20 protein-coding genes are annotated in these 22,973 nt (G+C 60.9%); 18 read left to right on the plus strand and 2 right to left on the minus strand.

Translation table 11 applies throughout. The annotated features are described in order from the left end of the window. Positions 1-33: 33 nt before the first annotated feature. Together EXR36_00755 and EXR36_00760 are read right to left on the minus strand one after the other, a co-directional pair. Entirely contained in the window at positions 34-564 is a 531-nt protein-coding gene (locus EXR36_00755; protein MSQ58209.1) for a dihydrofolate reductase, read from the minus strand. Beyond that, entirely contained in the window at positions 561-1,355 is a 795-nt protein-coding gene (locus EXR36_00760) for a thymidylate synthase (GenBank protein ID MSQ58210.1), read from the minus strand. The genes EXR36_00755 and EXR36_00760 overlap by 4 nt, the downstream gene beginning before the upstream one ends. A 68-nt stretch (positions 1,356-1,423) precedes the next feature. On the opposite strand from EXR36_00760, the gene EXR36_00765 reads away from it, so the two are divergent. The 18 genes from EXR36_00765 to EXR36_00850 all read left to right on the plus strand — a co-directional run bounded on the left by EXR36_00765 (position 1,424) and on the right by EXR36_00850 (position 22,904). Beyond that, on the plus strand, positions 1,424-2,521 hold the full coding sequence (locus tag EXR36_00765) for a chorismate synthase (protein MSQ58211.1): 1,098 nt from the start codon (positions 1,424-1,426) through the stop codon (positions 2,519-2,521). A 26-nt stretch (positions 2,522-2,547) separates the two neighbouring features. Then, the gene (locus EXR36_00770; GenBank protein MSQ58212.1) at positions 2,548-4,419 is read left to right on the plus strand and encodes a tetratricopeptide repeat protein; all 1,872 of its coding nucleotides are present in this window, start codon (positions 2,548-2,550) and stop codon (positions 4,417-4,419) included. A gap of 193 nt (positions 4,420-4,612) precedes the next feature. Continuing rightward, complete coding sequence (locus EXR36_00775; GenBank protein ID MSQ58213.1) at positions 4,613-5,761, plus strand: MFS transporter; 1,149 nt, start codon at positions 4,613-4,615, stop codon at positions 5,759-5,761. A gap of 58 nt (positions 5,762-5,819) precedes the next feature. After that, positions 5,820-7,226 (plus strand): 3-isopropylmalate dehydratase large subunit, encoded by a 1,407-nt coding sequence (gene leuC / locus EXR36_00780; GenBank protein ID MSQ58214.1) that lies wholly within the window; start codon positions 5,820-5,822, stop codon positions 7,224-7,226. A 1-nt stretch (position 7,227) separates the two neighbouring features. Next, the gene (gene leuD / locus EXR36_00785; GenBank protein MSQ58215.1) at positions 7,228-7,866 is read left to right on the plus strand and encodes a 3-isopropylmalate dehydratase small subunit; all 639 of its coding nucleotides are present in this window, start codon (positions 7,228-7,230) and stop codon (positions 7,864-7,866) included. Positions 7,867-7,936: 70 nt separating this feature from the next. Beyond that, entirely contained in the window at positions 7,937-9,007 is a 1,071-nt protein-coding gene (gene leuB, locus EXR36_00790; GenBank protein ID MSQ58216.1) for a 3-isopropylmalate dehydrogenase, read from the plus strand. Between the two features lie 25 nt (positions 9,008-9,032). Continuing rightward, positions 9,033-10,151, plus strand: a complete 1,119-nt coding sequence (gene asd, locus EXR36_00795; GenBank protein ID MSQ58217.1) for an aspartate-semialdehyde dehydrogenase — start codon at positions 9,033-9,035, stop codon at positions 10,149-10,151. A 286-nt stretch (positions 10,152-10,437) separates the two neighbouring features. Further along, entirely contained in the window at positions 10,438-13,173 is a 2,736-nt protein-coding gene (locus tag EXR36_00800) for a hypothetical protein (GenBank protein MSQ58218.1), read from the plus strand. A gap of 107 nt (positions 13,174-13,280) precedes the next feature. After that, the gene (gene truA / locus EXR36_00805) at positions 13,281-14,096 is read left to right on the plus strand and encodes a tRNA pseudouridine(38-40) synthase TruA (protein MSQ58219.1); all 816 of its coding nucleotides are present in this window, start codon (positions 13,281-13,283) and stop codon (positions 14,094-14,096) included. 11 nt (positions 14,097-14,107) lie between these two features. Continuing rightward, on the plus strand, positions 14,108-14,740 hold the full coding sequence (locus EXR36_00810) for a phosphoribosylanthranilate isomerase (GenBank protein MSQ58220.1): 633 nt from the start codon (positions 14,108-14,110) through the stop codon (positions 14,738-14,740). Then, positions 14,724-15,935, plus strand: coding sequence for a tryptophan synthase subunit beta (gene trpB, locus EXR36_00815; protein ID MSQ58221.1), 1,212 nt, complete (start codon positions 14,724-14,726; stop codon positions 15,933-15,935). The genes EXR36_00810 and trpB overlap by 17 nt, the downstream gene beginning before the upstream one ends. Before the next feature lie 91 nt (positions 15,936-16,026). Continuing rightward, positions 16,027-16,824: a tryptophan synthase subunit alpha gene (locus EXR36_00820; GenBank protein ID MSQ58222.1), complete on the plus strand. Its 798-nt coding sequence runs from the start codon at positions 16,027-16,029 to the stop codon at positions 16,822-16,824. Positions 16,825-16,980: 156 nt separating this feature from the next. Further along, positions 16,981-17,850 carry an acetyl-CoA carboxylase carboxyltransferase subunit beta gene (locus tag EXR36_00825; GenBank protein ID MSQ58223.1) on the plus strand — a complete coding sequence of 290 codons (870 nt, stop codon included), beginning with the start codon at positions 16,981-16,983 and terminating at the stop codon, positions 17,848-17,850. An 8-nt stretch (positions 17,851-17,858) separates the two neighbouring features. Further along, positions 17,859-19,139, plus strand: coding sequence for a bifunctional tetrahydrofolate synthase/dihydrofolate synthase (gene folC, locus EXR36_00830; protein ID MSQ58224.1), 1,281 nt, complete (start codon positions 17,859-17,861; stop codon positions 19,137-19,139). Positions 19,140-19,144: 5 nt separating this feature from the next. Next, positions 19,145-19,726 (plus strand): SPOR domain-containing protein, encoded by a 582-nt coding sequence (locus tag EXR36_00835; protein ID MSQ58225.1) that lies wholly within the window; start codon positions 19,145-19,147, stop codon positions 19,724-19,726. Then, positions 19,716-20,219, plus strand: a complete 504-nt coding sequence (locus EXR36_00840) for a CvpA family protein (GenBank protein MSQ58226.1) — start codon at positions 19,716-19,718, stop codon at positions 20,217-20,219. Before EXR36_00835 ends, EXR36_00840 begins: the two co-directional genes overlap by 11 nt. 54 nt (positions 20,220-20,273) lie before the next feature. After that, entirely contained in the window at positions 20,274-21,791 is a 1,518-nt protein-coding gene (locus tag EXR36_00845) for an amidophosphoribosyltransferase (protein MSQ58227.1), read from the plus strand. Between the two features lie 237 nt (positions 21,792-22,028). Then, positions 22,029-22,904 (plus strand): N-acyl homoserine lactonase family protein, encoded by an 876-nt coding sequence (locus EXR36_00850; GenBank protein MSQ58228.1) that lies wholly within the window; start codon positions 22,029-22,031, stop codon positions 22,902-22,904. The last annotated feature ends 69 nt before the right edge of the window (positions 22,905-22,973 follow it).

The following is a 22,973-nucleotide window of genomic DNA, read 5'->3' on the forward strand; positions in this document are numbered from 1 at the left end:
ACAGAGACACAGAGGCACGGAGAAAACCAATTCTTAACCATGGCGCATATAGGTTACAAACGCATAGCCGTCGTAACCTTCGCCGCACAAAGAGCGTTGCTCGCGAGCAATTTCCCGCCACAGGCTCGCATCGATGCTAGGGAAGTGGGTATCGCCCTCGAAGTGACCTTCAACGAGCGTAACGTGGAGACGATGCGCCATGGGCAAAGCCTGGTCATAAATTTCGCGGCCGCCGATCACGAAAACTTCCTCTTCACCGCTCGCCAACGCGATGGCCGCCTCCAGCGAGTTCGCGGTCTTGACGCCGGCGGGCACCGCATACGAGGCTTTCCTGGTGACGACGATATTCTCACGCCCAGGTAGCACCCGGCCGATGGACTCGAAGGTTTTGCGGCCCATGATGATGGGGTGGCCCATGGTGAGCGCCTTGAAACGCTTCAAATCCTCAGAGATGTGCCAAGGCAGGCGATTATCCTTGCCGATCACGCGCCCTCGGTCCATGGCCACGATGATGGATACGCGCGGCTGTTTCTCCTCCCTCCCCTCTCCTCCCTCCCCCCTCATACGGCCACGGGCGCCCGGATGGCGGCGTGCGGCTCATACCCTTCCAGCGTGAAATCCTCGTAGCGGAACCCAAGAATATCCTTCACCTCGGGATTCAATCGCATGCGAGGGAGCGGGCGCGGGGTGCGCGACAACTGTTCGCGCGCTTGCCGCAAGTGGTTCAGGTACAGATGCGTGTCGCCCATGGTGTGCACGAACTCGCCTGGTTCCAGATCGCACACCTGGGCCACCATCAAGGTGAGTAACGCGTAAGAGGCGATATTGAAAGGCACGCCGAGGAAGAAATCCGCGCTGCGCTGGTAGAGCTGGCAGGAGAGTTTGCCGCCCGCCACGTAAAACTGGAACAGGGCGTGACAAGGCGCCAGCTTCATCCTGGGGATGTCCGCCACGTTCCAGGCGCAGACCATGAGACGGCGCGAATCCGGATTGCGTTTGATCTGCGCGATCAAATCCGAGATCTGATCGATGTGGCTGCCATCTGGCGCGGGCCAGGAGCGCCACTGATAACCATAGACGGGCCCGAGATCGCCCTTGTCATCCGCCCATTCGTCCCAGATGCTCACCCCGTGTTCCTTGAGGTAGGCGATGTTGGTGTCGCCCTTCAAGAACCACAGCAACTCGTGGATGATGGACTTGAGATGCAATTTCTTGGTGGTCACCAGCGGAAAGCCTTGCGACAGATCGAAGCGCATTTGCGGGCCAAAAATGCTCAAGGTACCGGTGCCGGTGCGGTCGGATTTTCGCACCCCTTCGCCGAGGATGCGTTGCATGAGGTCAAGGTATGGGCGCATGATGGTGAGTCTATCGCATGTTAGACTTTGGGCTCCATTCGTCGTGCCCGCTTCGCGGCGCCGTTTTCATGTCCGGCAACACCCTCGGCAAACTTTTCTGCGTCACATCTTTCGGTGAGAGTCACGGCCCCGCCGTGGGTTGCGTGGTGGATGGTTGCCCGCCGGGATTGGTGCTGAGCGAGGCGGACATTCAGCCGGAATTGGACCGCCGCCGCCCTGGCACCTCGCGCCACGTGACACAGCGGCAAGAATCCGATACGGTGGAAATTCTTTCCGGCGTGTTCGAGGGCAAGACCACGGGCACCTCCATTGGCCTGCTCATCCGCAATGTCGATGCGCGCAGCAAGGATTACGAAACCATCAAGGATACTTTCCGCCCTGGGCATGCGGACTACACCTATTGGATGAAGTACGGCATCCGGGATCATCGCGGTGGCGGCCGGCAATCGGCGCGCGAAACCGCGGTTCGGGTCGCGGCGGGAGCCATTGCCAAGAAATGGTTGCGTGAGCGGTACGGTGTGATCGTACGCGGTTACATGAGCCAGTTGGGCAGCATTGAAATTCCCTTCAAGAGCTGGGATGTGGTGAATCGCAATCCCTTCTTCGTGGCCGACGAGGGCTATGTGTCCCAATTGGAATCCGTCATGGATGAATTGCGCCGCGAGGGCGATTCCGTGGGTGCCAAGATCACGGCCGTGGCGCACAATGTACCGCCGGGCTGGGGCGAGCCGGTGTACGACAAACTCGACGCGGACATCGCCTACGCCATGATGAACATCAACGCGGTGAAGGGCGTGGAAATCGGCGCGGGCTTCGCCAGCGTGAGCCAGCGCGGTTCTCAACACGGCGACGAGATGACGCCCGGGGGTTATCTTTCCAACAACGCGGGCGGGATACTTGGCGGAATTTCCTCCGGGCAGGACATCGTCGTCAACATTGCCATCAAGCCCACGTCCAGCATTCGCGTGCCACGGCGTTCGGTCGACAAGCAAGGCAATCCCACGATCGTGGAAACCCTGGGACGTCACGATCCATGCGTGGGGATCCGCGCCACGCCCATCGCGGAGGCGATGCTGGCCATCGTGTTGATGGATCACGCGCTACGCCACCGTGCGCAGAACGCCGACGTGGACAATGCCACGCCGCGAATCCCTTCCGCGCCCTAGCGCGGTATTTTTATAGAACTCCTCCTGTGATCAAGAAAAATAAATCGCGCGCCGGCACAAGCGGGCCGCAGACCGCGCAGCTCGATTCCATCGAGCGGCTGCTAGACGAGGAGCGCTTCAATGAAGCGTCCGCCAAGGCGGAGCGCCTGGCCGCGGAGTTTCCCGAACACACCCGGTTGCGTGCCCTGCGCATTCAAGCGCTGGCGGCCACCGGCGAGATCGCGCTAGCCACCCTCATCGCCCATGAGTGGACGCAGGCGCAAGCCAATAGCCAGCGTGCGTGGGGGCTCTTGTACACCTTGGCGAGCGAACTCGGTTTGGGATTCCTCGCCTATGGCGCGCACGAACGTTTGGAAGCGCTGGGCGCTAGCGATAGCGTGCGGACCGAGGAGGCTCTCGGCATGATCGCCTCCACCAAGGCCAAGTATTCGCAACTCGATGGCGCGGAAGGCTTGCACTCCGATTTGGGTTTGCTTTATCTCATCACGGAGCGCCTCGACGCCGCGCGCGCGCAACTGGAGCAAACCGCGCATCCGGTTCCGCGCACCAATCTCGCCGCCGTGTTGTTCGACCAAGGAAAAATGCCCGAGGCCATCGAGATCGCGCAGTCCGCTTGGGACTCGGACCCCAACACCACCCATGCCGCACGCACTCTTGTGCGCGCCCTACTGTACAGCGGAGAGCTGGAACGGGCACGCGTGGCGGGCGAGAAGCTCAGGACGGTGGCGGCGCGCGCCCCTGATGAATTAGCCGCGCAACTAGAAACGCTGGATTTGCTGGAGGATTTCGAGGCCGCCAAGAATTGCTTCAACGCGTTCTCGCGGGATTTGTATAAGGACTACCGCCGTGACGTGGTGGCGCGGGCGAAGCACGCGGCAGCAGTCGCTTTCATGCAAACGGGGGACCGGGCCAAGGCGCAATCTCTCTGGGAGGAGGCGATCGCGGACAACCCTCAACACCGCCTGTATCACATCAATTTGGCTAACGCCAAGGCGAAGAAATCCACGGAACCTGCCTGGCTGGAATTGATGGGGGATGCCTTTCCCGCCTTGCACGCGAAAGCGATCGAGAAAAGCCTCCAGGAGGCCGGTGGCGCGGAGGTGGTTCTTCAGGATCCTTCCGTTCTTGAAACGCAGATCCATGCGCATTCCATTTACCTGAGCCGAATGCTGCGCTTGAGCGATCCTTTGTTCAGGGCTATCGTGCGCGAGGAGTTGGCCGGGCGCGCGGACCATGATGACTCTCACGCCGAAGAAGCGCTGGGCGCATTCGTGACCTATTCATTTGGCGCGGACGGCGAGCGCATCGAGGCTTTGCGCGGGTTGTACTTCGCGGGCAAAATCGAACGCGATTCGCAAGTGAAGATATTTCTGCGTGGCGAACAAAGAGAGCTTCACGTGGAAGTCCCCATGGTCAAACCGCGAAGAGCACTCAAGGAATTGCCGGATGAAGCCATCGGCGACTACGTTAGGGCGGTATTTGCGACCGAACATGCCGGTCTACGCCAAGGGTTGGCCAAGCTCGAACAGTGGCTGGGGCAAGCCACGCTGCGGCGCGACCAGCTCGTGCTCGATCACCGCATCATCTTGCTGTTGCATGCCATGCGGGGGCGCGAACGCGAGGCGCAAGAGCGCTTGCGCGCGGCGCTCGATGCGGGAGACGCCTTGCCACGCACCTTCGCATTCGCCGCGCGCAAGGCGGCCAGCGAGGGCGACGCGGACCGAGGCGCTCGTTTGCTGGAAGGCCAGCTCCCGCGCTCGGACATGGACGACGAGGACATTGCCCCCGTGCTGCTCGCACAACAGGAGTTGCACGCTAGCCGGGGAGAGGAAGACCAGGAACTCGCGGCCTGGGTAACATCGGAAATGTTAGGCGCCTTCGAAGCCGAAGAGGTCTGAACCGGCATAGCTGGAACCAAATGGTCGCGATCGCTTCGGCAAAGTACGTGTTACGAACAAGGGGAGCACCCCCTTGTTTATCTCCCGCGAGGAACAAGGGGACAGCCCATTGTTGATCCCATAAACCAGACACTTGTGGCGCGAAGTGTTCTCCAATTTCGGTACCGGCGAACCTGTAAGGGACTAATCCACGGTGGACAGTAGGCAAACCGCCGCCAGGCTTTCCGGTTTCTATTTCGTTTATTTTCTGTTGATCGGGGCTTTTCAGCCCTTCTTTCCGCTGTATCTCAAGTCTCTGGGATTGAGCGCCGCCGATATCGGCGTGTTGCTCTCCACCAATCCCCTCGTGCGAGCGGTGGGCCCCAACGTGTGGGCCTGGCTGGCCGACCACCGCGGCGAAAGAGTGAGTCTTACGCGCATCAGCGCCGTGGGCACTGTCGTGACCTTTGCGCTGGTGATGTGGGGTACGACCTTTACTTGGTTGCTGGCGTCCATGCTGGTACTCAACATTTTCTGGTGCGGAATCTTGCCGTTGGTTGAGGCCAGCACTTTCTCGCATTTGCGCGGGCGCTTGGGACGCTACGGCCGCATCCGGGTGTGGGGATCTTTCAGCTATGTGATGGCTGTTGTCGGCTTGGGTTATTTCTTCGAGTGGGTACCCATCTCCGCGGTGCTCTGGGTGCTGCTGGCGATATTCGCCGGCATCGCGTGGTCGAGTTTTCTGCTGCCACCCGATCATGCGCACGCTTCCACGGGGCCCAAGCCGCCCATCACGGATTTGCTGAAACAGCCCGAAATCATCGCGCTTTTCACGGCGTGTTTTCTCATGGCCTTGGCGCACGGGCCTTATCACACCTTCTTCTCCATCCACCTGGTGGACCACGGTTTCAGCAAGAGCACCGTGGGCTGGCTGTGGGCCATCGGCGTCATGGCGGAAGTGGGTGTGTTCTATACGATCCATCGCCTCTACCGGCGCTTCGCCATCAAGGATTTGATTTCCTTTGCGCTGGCCTGCGCCGTGGTGCGCTTCATCTTCATCGGTTGGTTCGTCGATGTGCCCGGTGTGGCGTGGGTAGCGCAGTTGCTCCACGGGGCTACCTTTGGCATCTTCCACGCCTCGGTCTTGGCGGCCATTCACGGTAAATTCAAGGAGGGCTACCAGGCGCGCGGCCAGGCGCTGTACACGAGCATTGGCTTCGGCGTGGGCGGTACGCTTGGCGGTTTGTTCAGCGGTTTTGCCTGGGAGCACGTGGGACCGGCGGCGACTTTCAGCCTAGGTTCACTGGCGGCCCTGGTGGCGCTGGGGCTCATCTTGAGGTGGTGGCCGAAGACTGCAGGTTAGCGAGGGATCACCGCGTGCCCCTATGCAATAATCCTTCGCTCGTTTAGAGCTTCCAATCATGAGCGCACGCACCCTCTACGACAAACTTTGGGATAGCCATCTGGTTCGCCAGGAACCGGACGGCACGGCCCTTATCTACATCGACCGCCATCTCGTGCACGAGGTGACCAGCCCGCAGGCCTACGAAGGGCTGCGGCTGGCGGGCCGCAAACCTTGGCGCGTGGATTCCATCGTGGCCACGGCGGACCACAACACGCCCACCAAGGACTGGGACCAGGGAATTCGCGATCCCATTTCCCGCACGCAGGTGGAAACTCTGGATGCCAATATCGCGGCCTTCGGCGCCAAGGCGTATTTTCCTTTTCTCGATAGCCGCCAAGGCATCGTGCATGTGATCGGGCCGGAGCAAGGCGCGACTTTGCCGGGCATGACCGTGGTGTGCGGCGATTCGCATACGAGTACGCACGGAGCCTTCGCCTGTTTGGCTTTCGGCATCGGCACCTCGGAAGTCGAGCATGTCATGGCCACGCAGTGCTTGGTGATGAAGAAAGCCAAAACCATGCTGGTGCTGGTGGAAGGGCGCCTGGGGCGCGGGATCACCGCCAAGGACGTGGTCCTCGCGGTGATCGGCAAGATCGGGACGGCGGGCGGCACGGGCCACGCCATCGAGTTCGCGGGCAGCGCCATTCGCGGCCTGTCCATGGAAGGCCGCATGACTCTATGCAATATGGCCATCGAAGCGGGCGCGCGTGCAGGCATGGTGGCGGTGGACGACAAGACCGCGGAGTATCTGCGCGGGCGCACCTTCGCGCCCAAGGGCGATCTGTGGGATAAGGCAACGGCCTATTGGCGCGGGTTACATACCGATGACGGGGCGAAATACGACCGCGTGGTGACCTTGGATGGCGCCGCCATTCAACCGCAAGTGACTTGGGGAACCTCGCCCGAGATGGTGACGAATGTCGGCGGGCAGGTGCCCGATCCGGCCAGGGAAGCTGACCCCACCAAGCGCGTTTCCATCGAGCGCGCGCTGCAATACATGGGCTTGCATCCCAACACGCCCATCGAGCAGATCAAGATCGACAAGGTGTTCATTGGCTCATGCACCAACTCCCGCATCGAGGACCTGCGCTCGGCAGCGGAAATAGCCAAGGGCCGCACGGTCGCCGCCAGCGTGAAACTCGCCATGGTGGTGCCAGGCTCCGGCCCGGTGAAGCGCCAGGCGGAAGCGGAAGGCTTGGACAAGATCTTTCGCGCCGCCGGTTTCGATTGGCGCGAGCCGGGGTGTTCCATGTGCCTCGCCATGAACGACGACCGGCTGGAGCCGGGGGAGCGTTGTGCCTCCACCTCCAACCGCAATTTCGAAGGGCGCCAGGGCGCGGGCGGCCGCACCCATTTGGTTAGCCCGGCCATGGCCGCGGCGGCCGCGATCGCTGGCCGTTTTGTGGACGTACGGAAAATTTAGCATGGACAAATTCCTTCGGCTGGAAGGTTTGGTGGCGCCGCTCGACCGCGCCAACGTGGACACCGATGCCATCATCCCCAAGCAATTCTTGAAGTCCATCAAGCGCACCGGGTTCGGCCCCAATCTGTTCGACGAGTGGCGCTACATGAATCACGGTGAACCCGGGATGGACAACAGCAAGCGGCCGCTCAATCCCAACTTCGTGCTGAACCTGGCGCGTTACAAGGGCGCGCAAATTTTGCTGGCGCGGGAAAATTTCGCTTGCGGTTCCTCGCGCGAGCACGCCCCGTGGGCGCTGATGGATTTCGGTTTCCGCACGGTGATCGCGCCCAGTTACGCCGACATCTTTTTCAACAACTCCTTCAAGAACGGATTGCTGCCGGTGGTGCTGGAAGCCAAGGCCGTGGATCAGCTCTTTCGCGAAGTGGAAGGCTTCCCCGGCTACAAGCTGGTGGTCGACTTGGCGAGCCAAACGGTGCGCACGCCGGGCGGTGCCGAATACAACTTCGATATCGATCCCTTCCGCAAACATTGCTTGCTGGAAGGCTTGGACGAAATCTGGCTCACCTTGAAGCATCGCGACGAAATCGAGGCTTTCGAAGCGAAGCACAAATCCTCGCAACCTTGGCTGTTCGCTTGAGACCCCCACCCCAACCATCCCCCGCGTCGCGGGGGAGGGAGCCTACCCTAGCTCCTAGTTCCTAGCCCCCATGAAAATCGCAGTCCTCCCCGGTGACGGCATCGGCACCGAAATCATGAAGCAAGCCTTGAAGGTGCTAAGCGCGCTGGAGCGCGGCGGCCTTTCCATGGAAATAGCCCAAGCTCCGGTAGGGGGTGCTGGTTACGATGCGGCCGGCGATCCCTTGCCCGCGGCGACCCTGGAACTGGCGAAGAAATCCGACGCGGTGCTGTTCGGCTCCGTGGGCGGGCCCAAGTACGACGCACTACCGCGCGCCATGCGACCCGAGCAGGGCTTGCTTCGCATCCGCAAGGAACTGGGCTTGTTCGCCAATCTGCGTCCCGCCGTGTTGTTTCCCGAGTTGGCCAGCGCCTCATCGCTCAAGCCTGAGATAGTGGCCGGATTGGACATCATGATCCTGCGCGAACTGACGGGCGACATTTACTTCGGCCAGCCGCGCGGGCAGCGTACCAACGCGGCGGGCGAGCGCGAAGGCTTCGATACCATGCTCTACGCCGAATCCGAAATCCGGCGCATCGCCCACGTGGGTTTTCAAACGGCGCGCAAGCGCCAGCGCAAGCTGTGCTCGGTGGACAAGGCCAACGTGCTCGACACCAGCATTCTGTGGCGCGAGGTGGTCACCAGTGTCGGCAAGGAATACCCGGACGTGGAACTCTCCCATATGTACGTGGACAACGCCGCGATGCAGTTGGTGCGCGCGCCCAAGCAGTTCGACGTGATCGTCACCGGCAACATGTTCGGCGATATTCTTTCGGACGAGGCTTCAATGCTCACCGGGTCCATCGGCATGCTGGCCTCCGCGTCGCTCAATAGCGAAGGCAAGGGCTTGTACGAACCCATTCACGGTTCGGCTCCCGACATCGCCGGCAAGAATGCCGCCAATCCGCTGGCCACCATTCTTTCTTCGGCCATGATGATGCGTTACAGTCTCGGAAAACCGGACGTGGCGCAGCGCATCGAGGCTGCGGTGAAGTCTGCCCTGGTGCAGGGATACCGCACCGCGGACATCTACGAACCGGGTGCTAAGAAAGTGGGATGCGAGGAGATGGGCGATGCAGTGGTGGCAGCTTTGCACCGGTAACAATGTTCTCATGGCGGATTAAGCGATGGCGGCAGCAAAGGTAGGTCTGATCGGGTGGCGGGGCATGGTGGGCTCCGTTCTAATGCAACGCATGCTGGAGGAGCGGGACTTCGACTTGATCGATGCCACCTTCTTCACCACTTCCACGCCGGTAGCCAAGGGCCCGGACATCGGTAAAGACACGCCACCCCTCAAGGACGCTCGCAACGTGGGCGACCTCAAATCCATGGATGTATTGATCTCCTGCCAGGGCGGGGATTACACCAACGAAGTGTTCCCAAAGCTGCGGGCCGCCGGCTGGCAAGGCTATTGGATCGACGCGGCCTCCGCACTGCGGATGAACAAGGATGCGGTCATCATCCTGGACCCGGTGAACATGGACGTGATCGAGGGTGCCAGGCGCCAGGGAGTAAAGAACTACATCGGCGGCAATTGCACCGTGAGTCTCATGCTGATGGGCATGCACGGCTTGTTCAAGGCGGGGCTAGTGGAGTGGGTGACCGCGATGACGTACCAGGCGGCCTCGGGTGCCGGCGCCCAGAACATGCGCGAGTTGTTGCAGCAGATGGGCGAGGCCAGCCGCGCTCCCGGTGCGTTGATGAACGATCCAGCCTCCTCTATCCTGGAAATCGACAAGAAGGTTGCGCAAAGCCTGCGCAGCGACACCTTCCCCAAGGAGAACTTTGGCTACGCGTTGGCCGGTAGCCTGTTGCCTTGGATCGACAAGGATCTAGGCAACGGGCAAAGCAAGGAGGAATGGAAAGGCATGGCGGAGGCCAACAAGATCCTGGGGACCGAACAATCGCCCACACCTATCGATGGCATCTGCGTGCGCATCGGGGCCATGCGCTGCCACTCCCAAGCATTGACGGTGAAGTTACGCCGGGACGTGCCGTTGAAGGACATTGAAGCCATGCTGGCCGGGGCGAATGAGTGGGTGCGGGTGGTACCCAACGAGCGCGAGCCGAGCCTCGAATCCTTAACGCCAGCAGCCGTTACCGGGAAACTCTCCATCCCCGTGGGTCGGCTACGCAAGTTGCCCATGGGCGGGGAGTATCTGGCGGCCTTTACCGTGGGCGACCAACTGCTGTGGGGTGCCGCGGAACCGCTGCGCAGAATGCTGCGGATCGTGTTGAACCAATGATCCGCCGCCCGGTTCGAATTAGTGCAATGTCATGGCCGTACTTGAAAAATAGCTAAAGAGCTTCATCCAGGCGCCGAAAACGAGACCGGTATAGCTATATTTGACCCTTGGAAAAACGTATGCGGCAAGCGGATTCAACGTATGCGGCACGCATGGGGGTCAACGATGCGAGTATGGCTTGCATCGCGATTACCATGATGTTATTTTCAATCTCAATGACTTAGGAAAAATAGGGGGCGCAGTGAGCCGACTTTCCAGACGCGCGATCCTCTTTGCTGGCGCATTGATGAGCCTGCCTTTGTCCGCTTATTCAGCTGGATTGGGCAAGCTGACAGTGCTTTCGAACTTGGGTGAGCCGCTTAAAGCGGAAATCGAAGTCGTGGCCGTCGAAAAAGGCGAACGCGACTCGCTCTCAGCCCGGCTCGCGGCAGTAGAGGCGTACATACAAGAGAATCTTCCCTACCCCAGTGGCGCGTGGGGTCTCAAGATCGCCCTCGACACACGCCCCAATGGCGAGCACTACGTCAGCATATCGAGCACGAACCCGGTAAGCGAGCCCTACGTGGATGTGCTGGTGGACCTACGTTGGAATGGCGGGCGCTTGTTGCGTGCCTATACGGCGCTACTCGATCCCCCCGTCCATACGGCACAAGATACAGTGCCACCGGCAACCCCCGCTCCGCTGGCGATAGAACCAGAACCGGCGCGGGCCCAGCAGCCATTAAGCGAGGCGCCCGCTGCGGAAGTCCCGGCTACGACGGCACCTTTGGACGAAGCGCGAGCCGCCCCTCCTGTAGAACTGAGCGCCGAAGCAGATCCAGAGCCTGCCCCAGCCAGCGAAGCTACCGCCACGCCGCGGTCCGATCCTGCCGCTGCCACGGGGAGCGAGCAAGGCCAAGCCGGGAGCCCCACTCCGGCGGACAATCCGCCCGCGAGCCGCCCGGCCGCCGAGAACAACGCAGCCGCGCCGGAACCCGCCATCCGCGTCATCAAACGTGGCGATACGTTGGGCAAGATCGCTCTAGAAATTAAACCGGCGGATGTGACGTTGGAGCAGATGCTGGTCGTGCTCTACCGCACCAATCCAGAAGCCTTCGCCGGCAAGAACATGAACCGGTTGAAGACCGGGAAGATCCTACGCCTTCCCGGTGCTTCGGAGCAGTTGGTTGTCACCCCGGCCGAGGCGCGCAAGGAAGTGCGGGTTCAAACCGCCGACTGGAATGCCTGGCGTGCGAAGATCGCCGGCACCGTGGATAGCACTCCCGCGCTTTCCGGATCGAGCCAGAGCGCGTCGGGCACCGTCACGACGAAAATCGAGGACAAACCTGCTGCTCCGGCTCAACAACCCAAGGAAGTACTGAAACTCTCCAAGGGCGAGATGCCGGCTGATAAGACTGCCGCGCTCCGCAGTGGTAAGGGCGACACCAAGCTCCAGGACAAACTTGCACACCAGGAAGAGGCGGCTGCCCTCGGCAAAGCTGTTGGGGAAGCGAAGGAGCGTGCCACCAAACTTGAGGCGCAACTCAAGGACATGGAAGCCTTGCTCGAGATCAAGAGCAAGAAAATGGCGGATACGGAAAAATCCGCTGGCAAGGAAGTGGCAAAACCCGCCCCCGCTCCCGAGGTTGTAGCTCCTGCCGCGCCAACGATCGCCGAGGCGCCCAAGCCATTGCCGGAGTCCGCGGCTGTAACGCCTCCTCCCGCCCATCCCGAACAAGCCACACCGGTAGGCGAGCCGAAGCGCCCGCCTGCCGTGAAGAAACCAGTAGCGCAGCCTCCCCTCCTGGAGCCCAGCCTCATGGAGAAAATTCTGGGCGAGCCGCTCTATCTTGCCGGAGGCGCGGGGTTGCTCGTGCTTCTAGGACTTGGCGGATTCGTGGCCTGGAAAAAGCGCAAGGCAGCCGAGGATACGGAGGACGACTACGAGGCTGAAGAACCCACCATGTCGCCCCGTGGCGCGCAAGCCGAGCCGGAGGAAGCGATAGCACCGGCCGCGAATAAGCCGGCGGGAGATCACGTTTCAGAAGACGTCGATGCCGTGGCGGAAGCCGATGTTTACCTAGCCTACGGTCGCGATACCCAAGCCGAGCAGATTCTCAAGGACGCACTGAAGTCTCAACCCCACCGGCAAGAGGTTCACCTGAAGTTGCTGGAGATTTATCACAAGCGCAAGGATTCCGCCTCCTTTAACGCCATGGCGGAAACCCTCTTTTCCGCCTGCGGTGGCAAGGGCGAATTGTGGCGCAAGGCCGCCCGCATGGGTTACCAGCTCGATCCTTCCAACTCGCGCTATGCGGGCGCCGACATGGGAGCGGGGCCGAGTACCAGCGTTACGTCGTCGGGCATCAATGACAAGCTTGACCTTGATCTCGGAATGGGCCAGGACGACACATCGAGTACGACGGACATCGACCTTGGAAACCTCACTGTCAACGTGGCCTCCGCCGATCTGGATAGCGGGTCTTCCGGCTCGGACGCGCGCACTCAAATCATGAACCGTACGGGGCAGCAAGATCTTGACCGTACCGTGGATGCCAACGCGCAAACCCGCAAGTTGGCCCAGATGGACATGACGGCGGAAATGTCCCGCACTCAGGAGGCCAAGGGTTCTGGAGAGGGCAGTAGCCTCGACTTCGATCTGGACCTCAACACCCTGACCGGAGGTGCGAGCAACGCTAAGTCGGAGCCCGGCGGCCTCGATCTGGACGTCGGCAGGCTGTCTCTGGATGCGACGTTGGACGGTAAGTCCGAACCCGGGTTCGGCTCCGGTAGCTCCTCGGCGAATCTGCCGGACGTGGATTTGTCCAGCATCTCGCTCGACCTGGACGGAACCAGCTCCAGTAGCAGCAACGGCACCAAGGACGAGCATTGGTACGACGTGCAGACCAAGTTCGATCTGGCCAAGGCCTACCAAGAAATGGGCGACAAGGAAGGTGCGCGCGAAATCTTGCGGGAAGTGGTGCAGGAAGGCGATGACGACCAGAAGGTCGAGGCGGAGAAAGTGCTGGAAGCATTGGCCTAGGATTGTCCTAAACCTCGCTCAGATAGAACCTCAAGCGCCCGTGCACTGACCAGTGCCGGGCGCTTGTCATTTGGTAATCTCGCGGCCGGTTTGCAACCCCTATGGCCATGACAATCACCCTCACTAGAATCGCCCTGGGACTGGAATACGACGGATCGGACTTCTGTGGATGGCAGACGCAACCCTCGGGTTGTGCCGTTCAGGACGTGGTGGACGCCGCGCTTTCCCGCATCGCCGCGCAGCGCATCGAATCGCAATGCGCAGGGCGCACCGATGCCGGCGTACACGCCATGGGCCAGGTGATTCATTTCGATACCGGCGCCAAGCGCCCGTTGACCGCGTGGGTGCGCGGCGTGAATGCCTGCTTGCCGGATTCCATTGCCGTGAAATGGGCGCGCGAGGTGGTGCCGGAGTTTCACGCCCGCTACGCCGCTCGCGGCCGTGCATATGTCTACTTGTTGCTCAATCGCGCCGAACGCCCTGGGCTCTCCAGCCGCCGGGTGGGTTGGTGCCACCGGCCCCTGGATTTGCCGTCCATGCGCGAAGCCGCCTCGTATTTGCTTGGCGTGCATGATTTCAGCTCCTTTCGCGCGGCGGAGTGCCAGGCCAAGTCACCCGTGAAGGAGATGAGGCTGGCGCGGATCGACCAGGTGGGCTCGCTCTTGATTTTTCGATTTGCCGCCGACGCCTTCTTGCATCACATGGTGCGAAATATCGTTGGGAGCCTGGTGTACACCGGCACGGGTGCCCGTCCCCCGGGCTGGATGAAGGAAGTATTGGAAAGCCGTGACCGCGCCGTGGCGGCGCCCACTTTTTCCCCATCGGGTCTGTACCTGTCGGCCGTACAATACGACGCGGCTTGGGGATTTCCGGAGCCAAGCTCCTGCATCGATGCCCTCATGGCGGGCGGGTTGTCCAGTTAGTTCAAACCGATATGTTCACGGCCGTCAAGATTTGCGGGATCACGAAGACCGAGCACGGCCTCGCCGCCGCGCACGCCGGTGCCCACGCCATCGGTCTCGTGTTCGCCCCGCGCAGCCCCCGCCGCATCGCGTCCGAAGTGGCCCAAGCCATCGCGCTGGCCATGCCTCCCTTCGTGACCACCGTCGGCCTCTTCGCCGATCCGCCCGCCGCTCTCGTGAACGATGTGTTGGAGAAAGTGCCCCTACAGATGCTTCAATTCCACGGCGACGAGACGCCAGAGTTTTGCCGCCAGTTCGGCCTTCCCTATCTCAAAGCCGTGAGGGTGAAGCCCGGCATCCCTTTGCTAGAATGCGCCCGGCGTTTTTCTGACGCGAAGGGCCTGTTGCTCGATGCTTTCGTCGAGGGAAACCATGGCGGCACGGGAGCATCCTTCGATTGGAACCTCATTCCCGCGCGGTTAACCCTTCCCATCGTGCTGGCCGGTGGATTGACGCCGGATAATGTGGGGGCCGCCATCCGCGCCGTTCGGCCCTGGGCCGTGGATGTGAGCAGCGGTGTCGAGCAGGAGAAGGGAGTCAAGGATCCCGTTAAGATAGCGGCCTTCATGGAGGAAGTCAGAAATGCAGATGTACGAAGCCGGTAAGCTCTATGACCTGCCCGATGCGCAGGGTCATTTCGGCCCCTATGGCGGGACCTTCGTGGCCGAGACCTTGATCCATGCGCTTGATGAGCTCAAGCGCGAGTACCTGCGGCTGAAGGACGATCCGGCTTTCCAAAAAGAGTTCGCCTACGATCTCAAGCATTACGTTGGAAGACCCAGCCCCATCTATCACGCGAAGCGCTTGTCGGAGCAATTGGGCGGGGCGCAAATCTGGTTGAAGCGCGAGGATTTGAATCACACCGGCGCGCACAAAATCAATAACACCATCGGCCAGGCGCTGGTGGCGAAAAGCATGGGTAAGCGGCGCATCATCGCCGAAACGGGCGCGGGCCAGCATGGCGTGGCCTCGGCCACGGTGGCGGCGCGCTATGGCATTGAGTGCGTGGTGTACATGGGTTCCGAGGATGTGAAGCGCCAGGCCTCCAACGTGTACCGCATGAAGCTGCTGGGCGCCTCCGTGGTGCCTGTGGAAAGCGGCTCCAAGACCCTGAAGGACGCGTTGAACGAAGCCATGCGCGATTGGGTCACCAACGTGGAGAATACTTTCTACATCATCGGTACGGTGGCGGGGCCCCATCCCTACCCCATGATGGTGCGCGATTTCCAAACGGTGATCGGGGCGGAGTGCCGCGAACAAATGCTGGAAACCCACGGGCGCCAGCCCGATGCCGTCATCGCTTGCGTGGGCGGAGGCTCCAACGCCATCGGAATGTTCTATCCCTATATTCAGGATAGCGCCGTGAAGATCATTGGCGTGGAAGCCTCTGGCGACGGTATTGCCTCCGGCCGCCATGCCGCGACCCTGTGCGCCGGCCGGCCGGGCGTGCTACACGGCAACCGAACCTATTTACTGCAAGACGAGGACGGCCAGATTATCGAAACCCATTCCATCTCGGCGGGATTGGACTATCCGGGAGTGGGCCCAGAACATTCCTGGTTGAAGGACAGCGGGCGCGCGGAGTATGTCTCCATCACCGACTCGGAAGCCGTCGCCGCCTTCCACCGGTTGACAACCACCGAAGGCATCATGCCGGCGCTGGAATCGAGCCACGCCTTGGCGCACGCCATGAAAATCGCGCCCGCGATGCCGAAAGATAAATTGCTGCTCGTGAATCTTTCGGGGCGGGGCGATAAGGATATGCATACGATCGCCAAGTATTCTGGAATCGAACTCTAAATTGGGAAGAGGGTGGAGGGAGGTGGGAGGAGTACAACCCGCTCGCTTCTCCTCCCCCCTCCCCCCTCCACCCTCCCCCCTCCCAATAAAGATGTCCCTCATCTCCTCCACGTTCCAATCCCTGCGCGCCAAGGGTCGTAAGGCGCTCATCCCATACATCACCACCGGCGATCCGGATCTCGATACTTCGCTGGCCATCATGCATGGTTTGGTGAAGGCGGGCGCCGATATCATCGAGCTGGGGATACCGTTTTCAGATCCCATGGCGGACGGCCCGGTCATTCAGCGCTCCAGCGAGCGCGCGCTCAAGGGCAAGACCACCGTGCGTGGCGTGCTCGATGTGGTGGCGCGCTTTCGCAAGACGGACAAGACCACGCCCGTGGTGCTGATGGGGTACGGCAATCCCATCGAGGCGATGGGTTACGAGAAATTTTCCAATGCGTGCAAGGATGCCGGCGTGGATGGCGTGCTGATCGTGGACTATCCGCCGGAGGAAAGCCACGAACTCACGCAGATGCTGAAGATGCGCGGCATCGACAGTATATTTTTGCTGTCGCCAACCTCCAAGGATAGCCGCATGGCCGATGTGGGGCGCGTGGCCACCGGATACATTTACTATGTGTCGCTCAAGGGCGTGACAGGAGCGGCGAGCTTGGATTTGGAGCAAGTGCAAGCCATGCTTCCAAGAATTCGCGCGCATTCGCCGCTACCGGTCGGCGTGGGTTTCGGTATTCGGGATGCGCGGACAGCGCACGCCGTGGCGCAATTCGCGGACGCCGTGGTGGTGGGTAGCCGCATCGTGCAAGAAATCGAAAATTCTTCCCCTGGCGACGTGGTGGGGCGCGTCGGGCGGCTTGTCAAGGAAATGCGCGACGCCATCGACGCATGATCGTTCGAATCAACTCGCATTCCCCGCGCTTTTGGTGCGGGGCTAATTTCGAGGGATTCCAAAGGGGGCGAAGCGGTTGTTGCGTAGTCCCCTTTGGTCAAGGGCGGGGTCGATACCCCGCCCGCGAAGTTCCCCTTCAATCACTAAGGAGGCGTAATGAGTTGGCTTCAGAAGCTTTTACCGCCTAAGATCAAACGTAGCCCAGGCACCACGAAGAAAGCGGTTCCCGAGGGGTTGTGGACCAAGTGCGATACCTGCGAATCCGTGCTCTACCGCGCGGACTTGGAGCAAAGCGTCCACGTGTGCCCGAAATGCGGGCATCACAACCGTGTGTCCGCCCGCGAGCGTCTGGAGATGATGCTGGACCCCGAGGGCCAGTACGAAGTCGGCTCCGAAGTGCTTCCGGTGGATTTTCTGAAGTTCGTGGACAGCAGGAAATACTCGGAGCGATTGCTGGCCGACAGCGAGCAATCTGGCGAAACCGATGCCCTGGTTGTGATCCAGGGCACCATCAAGACCGTTCCCGTCGTGGCGGCCGCCTTCGAATTCCGCTTCATGGGCGGTTCCATGGGGTCGGTCGTGGGGGAGCGTTTTGTGCGGGGCGTGCAGTGCGCCATCGAGCAGAAGGTGCCCTTCATCTGCTTCTCCGCCAGCGGCGGGGCGCGCATGCAAGAAGGTCTCATGTCGCTCATGCAAATGGCCAAGACCACGGCGGCCCTCACGCAATTGGCGGCGGAACACTTACCCTTCATCTCCGTGCTAACCGACCCCACCATGGGCGGTGTGTCGGCCAGTTTCGCCATGATCGGCGATGTAGTGATCGCCGAACCGGGCGCGCTCATAGGTTTCGCGGGGCCGCGCGTCATCGAGCAGACCACCAAGCAGACATTGCCGGAAGGTTTTCAACGCGCCGAATTTCTGCTGGATCACGGCGCCGTGGACATGATCGTGGACCGGCGCGAAATGCGCGATCGTTTGGCCCGGCTTGCCACCTTGCTCATGCGCGCGCCGGTATTGCAACAATAGGCAACCTCATCGAATCCCCCCAGGGAAACGATTTCCCGCACACGCTGGCGGACTGGCTCGCGCACCTCGAACGGCTGCGCCCCAAGACCATCGAATTAGGTCTTGCCAGGGTGCAAAGCGTGTGGGCGCGCATGGGGATCACGGTTACCTTCCCCATCCTCACCGTGGGAGGCACCAACGGCAAAGGCTCGACCTGCGCTTTTCTGGAAAGCATGTTGCGCTGCGCGGGTTATGCCGTGGCCAGTTATTCCTCGCCCCACCTGCTGCGTTATAACGAACGCGTGCGGGTCCGCGGCAAGGCGGTGGATGATGAAACTTTGTGCGCGGCTTTGCGCAAAGTCGAAGCGGCGCGCGGCTCGGTTCCCTTGACCTTCTTCGAGTTCGGTACCTTGGCCGCCATGCAAGTGTTCGTTGACGCGGCCGTGGAAGTGGCGGTCATGGAGGTGGGGTTGGGCGGGCGCCTGGACGCGGTGAACTTATTCCAGCCCAGTTGCGCGGCCGTCACCCAAATTGGGATCGATCATGTGGATTACCTTGGACCCACGCGCGAATCCATCGGCTTCGAGAAGGCGGGAATATTCAGGCCGGGCGTCGTGGCCATTTGCGCGGACGATGATCCGCCGGCGAGTCTGACAGAGCACGCGCGCGCCATCGCCGCGGACCTTAAATTAACCGGCCAGGACTTTGGTTGGCGCGCACAAGCGGGTCAATGGGAGTATTGGAGCTGGCGCGGGCAGCGTAAGGGGCTGCCATGGCCCGCGCTGCGGGGCCGCATACAGCTGGCCAACGCCGCCACCGCCATGGCGGTGCTCGACGCGCTGCATGAACGGCTCCCCGTGGACATGGGCGCGGTGCGGCGTGGCTTGGTGGAGGTGGAACTGCAAGGGCGCTTCCAGGTGCTGCCCGGCCAGCCCGTGGTGGTACTCGACGTGGCCCACAATCCGAGTGCCGCGCGGCGCTTGGCGGAGAATCTCGCCGATCAAGGAAAATTCTCCTCGACCATGGCCGTGCTGGGAATGTTGAAGGACAAGGATATCGAAGGGGTGGTGGCGCAATTGGCGAGCGTCGCTGATCGTTGGTTTCTAGCGGATCTTTCCGGGCCGCGCGCGGCCACCGCGCAGCGCTTGGCGCGGGCGCTCGAGTCCGCGGGAGCGCAACGTCATTCATCGCACGCATCGCCCGCCGAAGCTTTTGCCACCGCCGAAAGTGTCGCGCAAGCCGGTGATAGAATCGTCGTGTCTGGTTCGTTTTACACCGTTGCCGGCGTGCTCGCACTGCTGGGCCGCTGAACATCATGGCAAAGGCCGCCATTTCGCAAGAGGAAATCCAACTCAGGAAACGTGCACGCCGCCGGCTCGTGGGCGCGAGTTTCATGGTGTTAGTCATGATCGTGATCTTGCCGGTGATCCTGGATTCCGAGCCCAGGCCGCAGGGGGAATCGGTGCGCGTGCAAATGCCTGCCCCAGTGCGCGAGGTGCAATCGCCGCCTGTCCCGGAATCCTCCGCTAACGCCGCTGCCACCGAAACCCCCGAGCAGCCAGAGCCGCCCGACCTTACCCCGCCCGATGCCGAGATGCAGGAAGAGGATATGGCCGTCGCTGATCAGCCGGCCGCTAGCGCCCCCGAACAAACCTCCTTGGTGATACAACTTGGCGCGTTTTCCAACCCAGACAACGCACGCCAGCTCAAGGATGCGCTTCTGGCGCAAGGAATAAAGGCATTCTCCGAAGTGGTCAAATCAGGGAGCTCCGCCAAAACCCGGGTGCGCGCAGGCCCCTTCGATTCCCTTGCCGAGGCTGAGCGCATTCAAGCTCGCATCGCGAAGATGAAGCTCAAGTTGGGCATGGAACCCAAAATTGCCGACCATGGCCAATAGCGCCCTCACTTTGTTCGACTATGCCGTCCTGGGCATTCTCGCGGTGTCCGTCCTGTTGGGAGTGGTGCGCGGCGCGGTGCGTGAAGTGTTCTCCCTGGGCGCGTGGATCGGGGCTTTCTTCATAGCCCGCGCGCTCTACGAGCCATTGTCCATCCATGCCCCCGAAGGTATTGCCAGCCCAGCCTTGCGATTGCTCGCGGCTTTCACCGCGATTTTCGTGTGCGCCTTGCTCTTGCTCATGTTCGTGAGCCGGTCGCTATCGCAGCTTGTGAAGCACGCGGGTCTGGGCACCCTGGACCGTGCCCTGGGCTCGGTGTTTGGAACCTTTCGCGGAGCGCTGATCGCGGTGGTGTTGGTGTTGGTGGCTGGGCTCACGCCCTTACCGCGCGAAGTGTTCTGGCGTAACGCCATGTTCAGCCCGCCGTTGGAAGCCGCGGCGAAGGGTGTGCTGCCTTTCATGCCAGAGGCTTTTCAGAAAAGAGTGGCGTACTAGGACAGGTATACTTGCGCGCCTTGAGAGACGGCCCCAGGGGAGGAGCAACGCGGCATGTGTGGAATCATCGGTGTGGTTGCGAAAGGTCCCGTCAACCAACTTCTCTACGATGGGCTATTGGTGCTGCAGCACCGCGGGCAAGATGCCGCGGGGATCTCCACTTCGCAAGCGGATAATTTCCACCTGCACAAAGGCCCCGGCTTGGTGCGCGACGTGTTTCGCACTCGAAACATGCGCGCGCTGCGCGGTAACGCGGGCATCGCCCATTGCCGGTATCCCACGGCTGGCTCCGCGTTCGAAGAAGCCGAAGCCCAGCCCCTTTACGTGAATTCCCCCTTTGGCATCACGCTAGGCCATAACGGCAATCTCACGAATACCAACCAACTCAAGAGCGAATTGTTCCGGCAGGACTTACGGCACGTCAACACCAATTCGGATTCTGAAGTCCTGCTCAACGTATTGGCCCACGAACTGCAAGAGCATTGCACGTCTTCGCAACTGGACCCGGATACGATTTTCATGGCGGTGGCCGGTGTACACCGGCGCTGCCGCGGTGCCTACGCCTGCGTTGCCATGATCGCCGGTTACGGCCTGCTTGCCTTTCGCGACCCCTTCGGCATCCGGCCTCTGGTGATCGGCTCCGTTATGACGGATAAGGGAAGGGAGTATGCCGTGGCCTCCGAGAGCGTGGCCCTGGATACCCTGGGGTTTCATTTGGTGCGCGACGTGCAACCCGGCGAGGCTGTGTTCATCGACTTGGACGGCAATTTCCACAGCCGCCAGTGCGCTTTGCGCAGTTCCCACAATCCGTGCATGTTCGAGTTTGTCTACCTTGCCAGGCCCGATTCCGTGATCGACGGCATCTCGGTGTACGAGACCAGGTTGCGCATGGGCGAGAGTTTGGGGGACAAGATCAAGCGGCAGTACGGGAATTTGGATATCGACGTGGTCATCCCCATTCCGGATTCCAGCCGCCCTTCCGCCATGGAACTGGCCAAGCGCCTGAATCTGAGCTACCGCGAGGGCTTCATCAAGAACCGGTATATCGGCCGTACCTTCATCATGCCGGGGCAGGAAGTGCGCAAGAAATCCGTGCGCCAGAAGTTGAACGCCATTTCCATGGAATTCAAGGGCAAGAACGTGCTGCTGGTGGACGATTCCATCGTGCGGGGTACGACGAGCCGCGAGATCGTGCAGATGGCGCGCGAATCTGGCGCTAACAAGGTGTTCTTCGCCTCAGCCGCGCCTCCGATCCGCTTCCCCAATGTCTATGGTATCGACATGCCCAGCCCCAGGGAGCTTATCGCCACGGGGCGTGACGATGAGGGTGTCGCACGCGAAATCGGCGCCGACCATTTGATTTACCAGGATCTCGGCGCCTTGATACGGGATGTATCCTCCGTCAATCCGCGTATCGAGAATTTCGAGATTTCCTGCTTTAACGGGCATTACATAACGGGAGATGTGACTCAGGAATACCTCGCCGGTGTCGAGGCCGGGCGCAATGGCACGCCCGGCAAGGAGAGTACCCAGGGGTACCAGTTGGATCTCATCCCCGCCGATGCGGAGTAGCGCCCTGGGGCGCCAGGACCCTGAGGTTACATACATTCGCGTGCTCTTTACAGGCCGCCGCCGGATGGGCTACTCTGCGGTTGCAGTACGCTGAGCCAGTGCTCAAGAGATTGCAGCCGCTTAAAAGGACCGTAAGAGTCAGAGAGGGGGACATAATTCACTTTTCTTATCTGCAGGGCTCGCGCGGGAGTTGGCGAGCGGATGCTTTTGGATCATGATCTATAGGAGACACAAGCAATGAAAAAGTCTAGTTTAGTGGCCGCGGCCGTTGGCGCGGCGTTAATGGCAGGGTCCTTGGCTGCGTCCGCGCAAGTCAAGCAAGTCTATTGGACCACCAGTGGATTCTTCGGGCCATTCCCGATTACCGGGTTGATTCCCACGATTCCAAAAGATAAGCAGCGCGACATCACCGTTCCGGTCAGCATGTGGATCATCGACCACCCCAAGGGTTTGGTGATCTTCGACACCGGTAATAACAAGGCCGTTTCCGATAGTATGTCGAATTGCAAGTCCTATTGGGCGCCCGGCAATTGCGATTTTCTGAAGCCGAGCCAAAAAGCCGAGGACGTGATCGATATGCAGATCAAGAAGCTCGGGTACGATTCTTCCAAGGTGAAGGTCGTGATCACCTCCCACTCCCACCTGGACCACATCGGCAACATAGAGGCCTTCCCGAATGCGATCCACGTCATGCAAAAGAAAGAGCTCTATCAAGCGTGGTTCCCGGAGAAGTTCCAGGGCCGCTCCACCCCCGGTACCTTCGTGATGGCCGATATCGACAACGCTCGTGAGTTCAATTATCTTGAACTCGAAGGCGACTACGATCTCTTCGGCGATGGCAGCGTGCTGATTCTGAGCACACCCGGCCATACCCTGGGCCACCAGTCCGTCAAGTTGAAGCTCGCCAGCGGCCGGTCCATCATCATATCGCAAGACGCCATCTGGATGCAGGAAAACCTCGACGGCCACCCCGCCGGATTGAACTACAGCGTGAAGGATTACACCGCATCGTTGAATCGCCTGAAGTTCATGCGTGACCTCGAAGGTGCCGATCTGTTCATGGCGCACGACCAGGATCAGTACGCCGCCAAGGGCGGACGCTGGCATAAATAAGAAGTTGCATTTTTGAAGTTTAGAAGGGCCCCCATCCGGGGGCCTTTCTTTTGTTAGTCATTCGGTTCC

Source organism: Betaproteobacteria bacterium (assembly GCA_009693245.1).
Taxonomy (GTDB): Bacteria; Pseudomonadota; Gammaproteobacteria; order Burkholderiales; family SHXO01; genus SHXO01.

What these genes read in the sequence shown, in the direction of transcription:
- EXR36_00755 (MSQ58209.1), bottom strand. Translation starts at nt 564, where the DNA reads ATGAGGGGGGAGGGAGGAGAGGGGAGGGAGGAGAAACAGCCGCGCGTA.
- EXR36_00760 (MSQ58210.1), bottom strand. Translation starts at nt 1,355, where the DNA reads ATGCGCCCATACCTTGACCTCATGCAACGCATCCTCGGCGAAGGGGTG.
- EXR36_00765 (MSQ58211.1), top strand. Translation starts at nt 1,424, where the DNA reads ATGTCCGGCAACACCCTCGGCAAACTTTTCTGCGTCACATCTTTCGGT.
- leuC (MSQ58214.1), top strand. Translation starts at nt 5,820, where the DNA reads ATGAGCGCACGCACCCTCTACGACAAACTTTGGGATAGCCATCTGGTT.
- leuD (MSQ58215.1), top strand. Translation starts at nt 7,228, where the DNA reads ATGGACAAATTCCTTCGGCTGGAAGGTTTGGTGGCGCCGCTCGACCGC.
- leuB (MSQ58216.1), top strand. Translation starts at nt 7,937, where the DNA reads ATGAAAATCGCAGTCCTCCCCGGTGACGGCATCGGCACCGAAATCATG.
- asd (MSQ58217.1), top strand. Translation starts at nt 9,033, where the DNA reads ATGGCGGCAGCAAAGGTAGGTCTGATCGGGTGGCGGGGCATGGTGGGC.
- EXR36_00800 (MSQ58218.1), top strand. Translation starts at nt 10,438, where the DNA reads ATGAGCCTGCCTTTGTCCGCTTATTCAGCTGGATTGGGCAAGCTGACA.
- truA (MSQ58219.1), top strand. Translation starts at nt 13,281, where the DNA reads ATGACAATCACCCTCACTAGAATCGCCCTGGGACTGGAATACGACGGA.
- EXR36_00810 (MSQ58220.1), top strand. Translation starts at nt 14,108, where the DNA reads ATGTTCACGGCCGTCAAGATTTGCGGGATCACGAAGACCGAGCACGGC.
- trpB (MSQ58221.1), top strand. Translation starts at nt 14,724, where the DNA reads ATGTACGAAGCCGGTAAGCTCTATGACCTGCCCGATGCGCAGGGTCAT.
- EXR36_00820 (MSQ58222.1), top strand. Translation starts at nt 16,027, where the DNA reads ATGTCCCTCATCTCCTCCACGTTCCAATCCCTGCGCGCCAAGGGTCGT.
- EXR36_00825 (MSQ58223.1), top strand. Translation starts at nt 16,981, where the DNA reads ATGAGTTGGCTTCAGAAGCTTTTACCGCCTAAGATCAAACGTAGCCCA.
- EXR36_00835 (MSQ58225.1), top strand. Translation starts at nt 19,145, where the DNA reads ATGGCAAAGGCCGCCATTTCGCAAGAGGAAATCCAACTCAGGAAACGT.
- EXR36_00840 (MSQ58226.1), top strand. Translation starts at nt 19,716, where the DNA reads ATGGCCAATAGCGCCCTCACTTTGTTCGACTATGCCGTCCTGGGCATT.
- EXR36_00845 (MSQ58227.1), top strand. Translation starts at nt 20,274, where the DNA reads ATGTGTGGAATCATCGGTGTGGTTGCGAAAGGTCCCGTCAACCAACTT.
- EXR36_00850 (MSQ58228.1), top strand. Translation starts at nt 22,029, where the DNA reads ATGAAAAAGTCTAGTTTAGTGGCCGCGGCCGTTGGCGCGGCGTTAATG.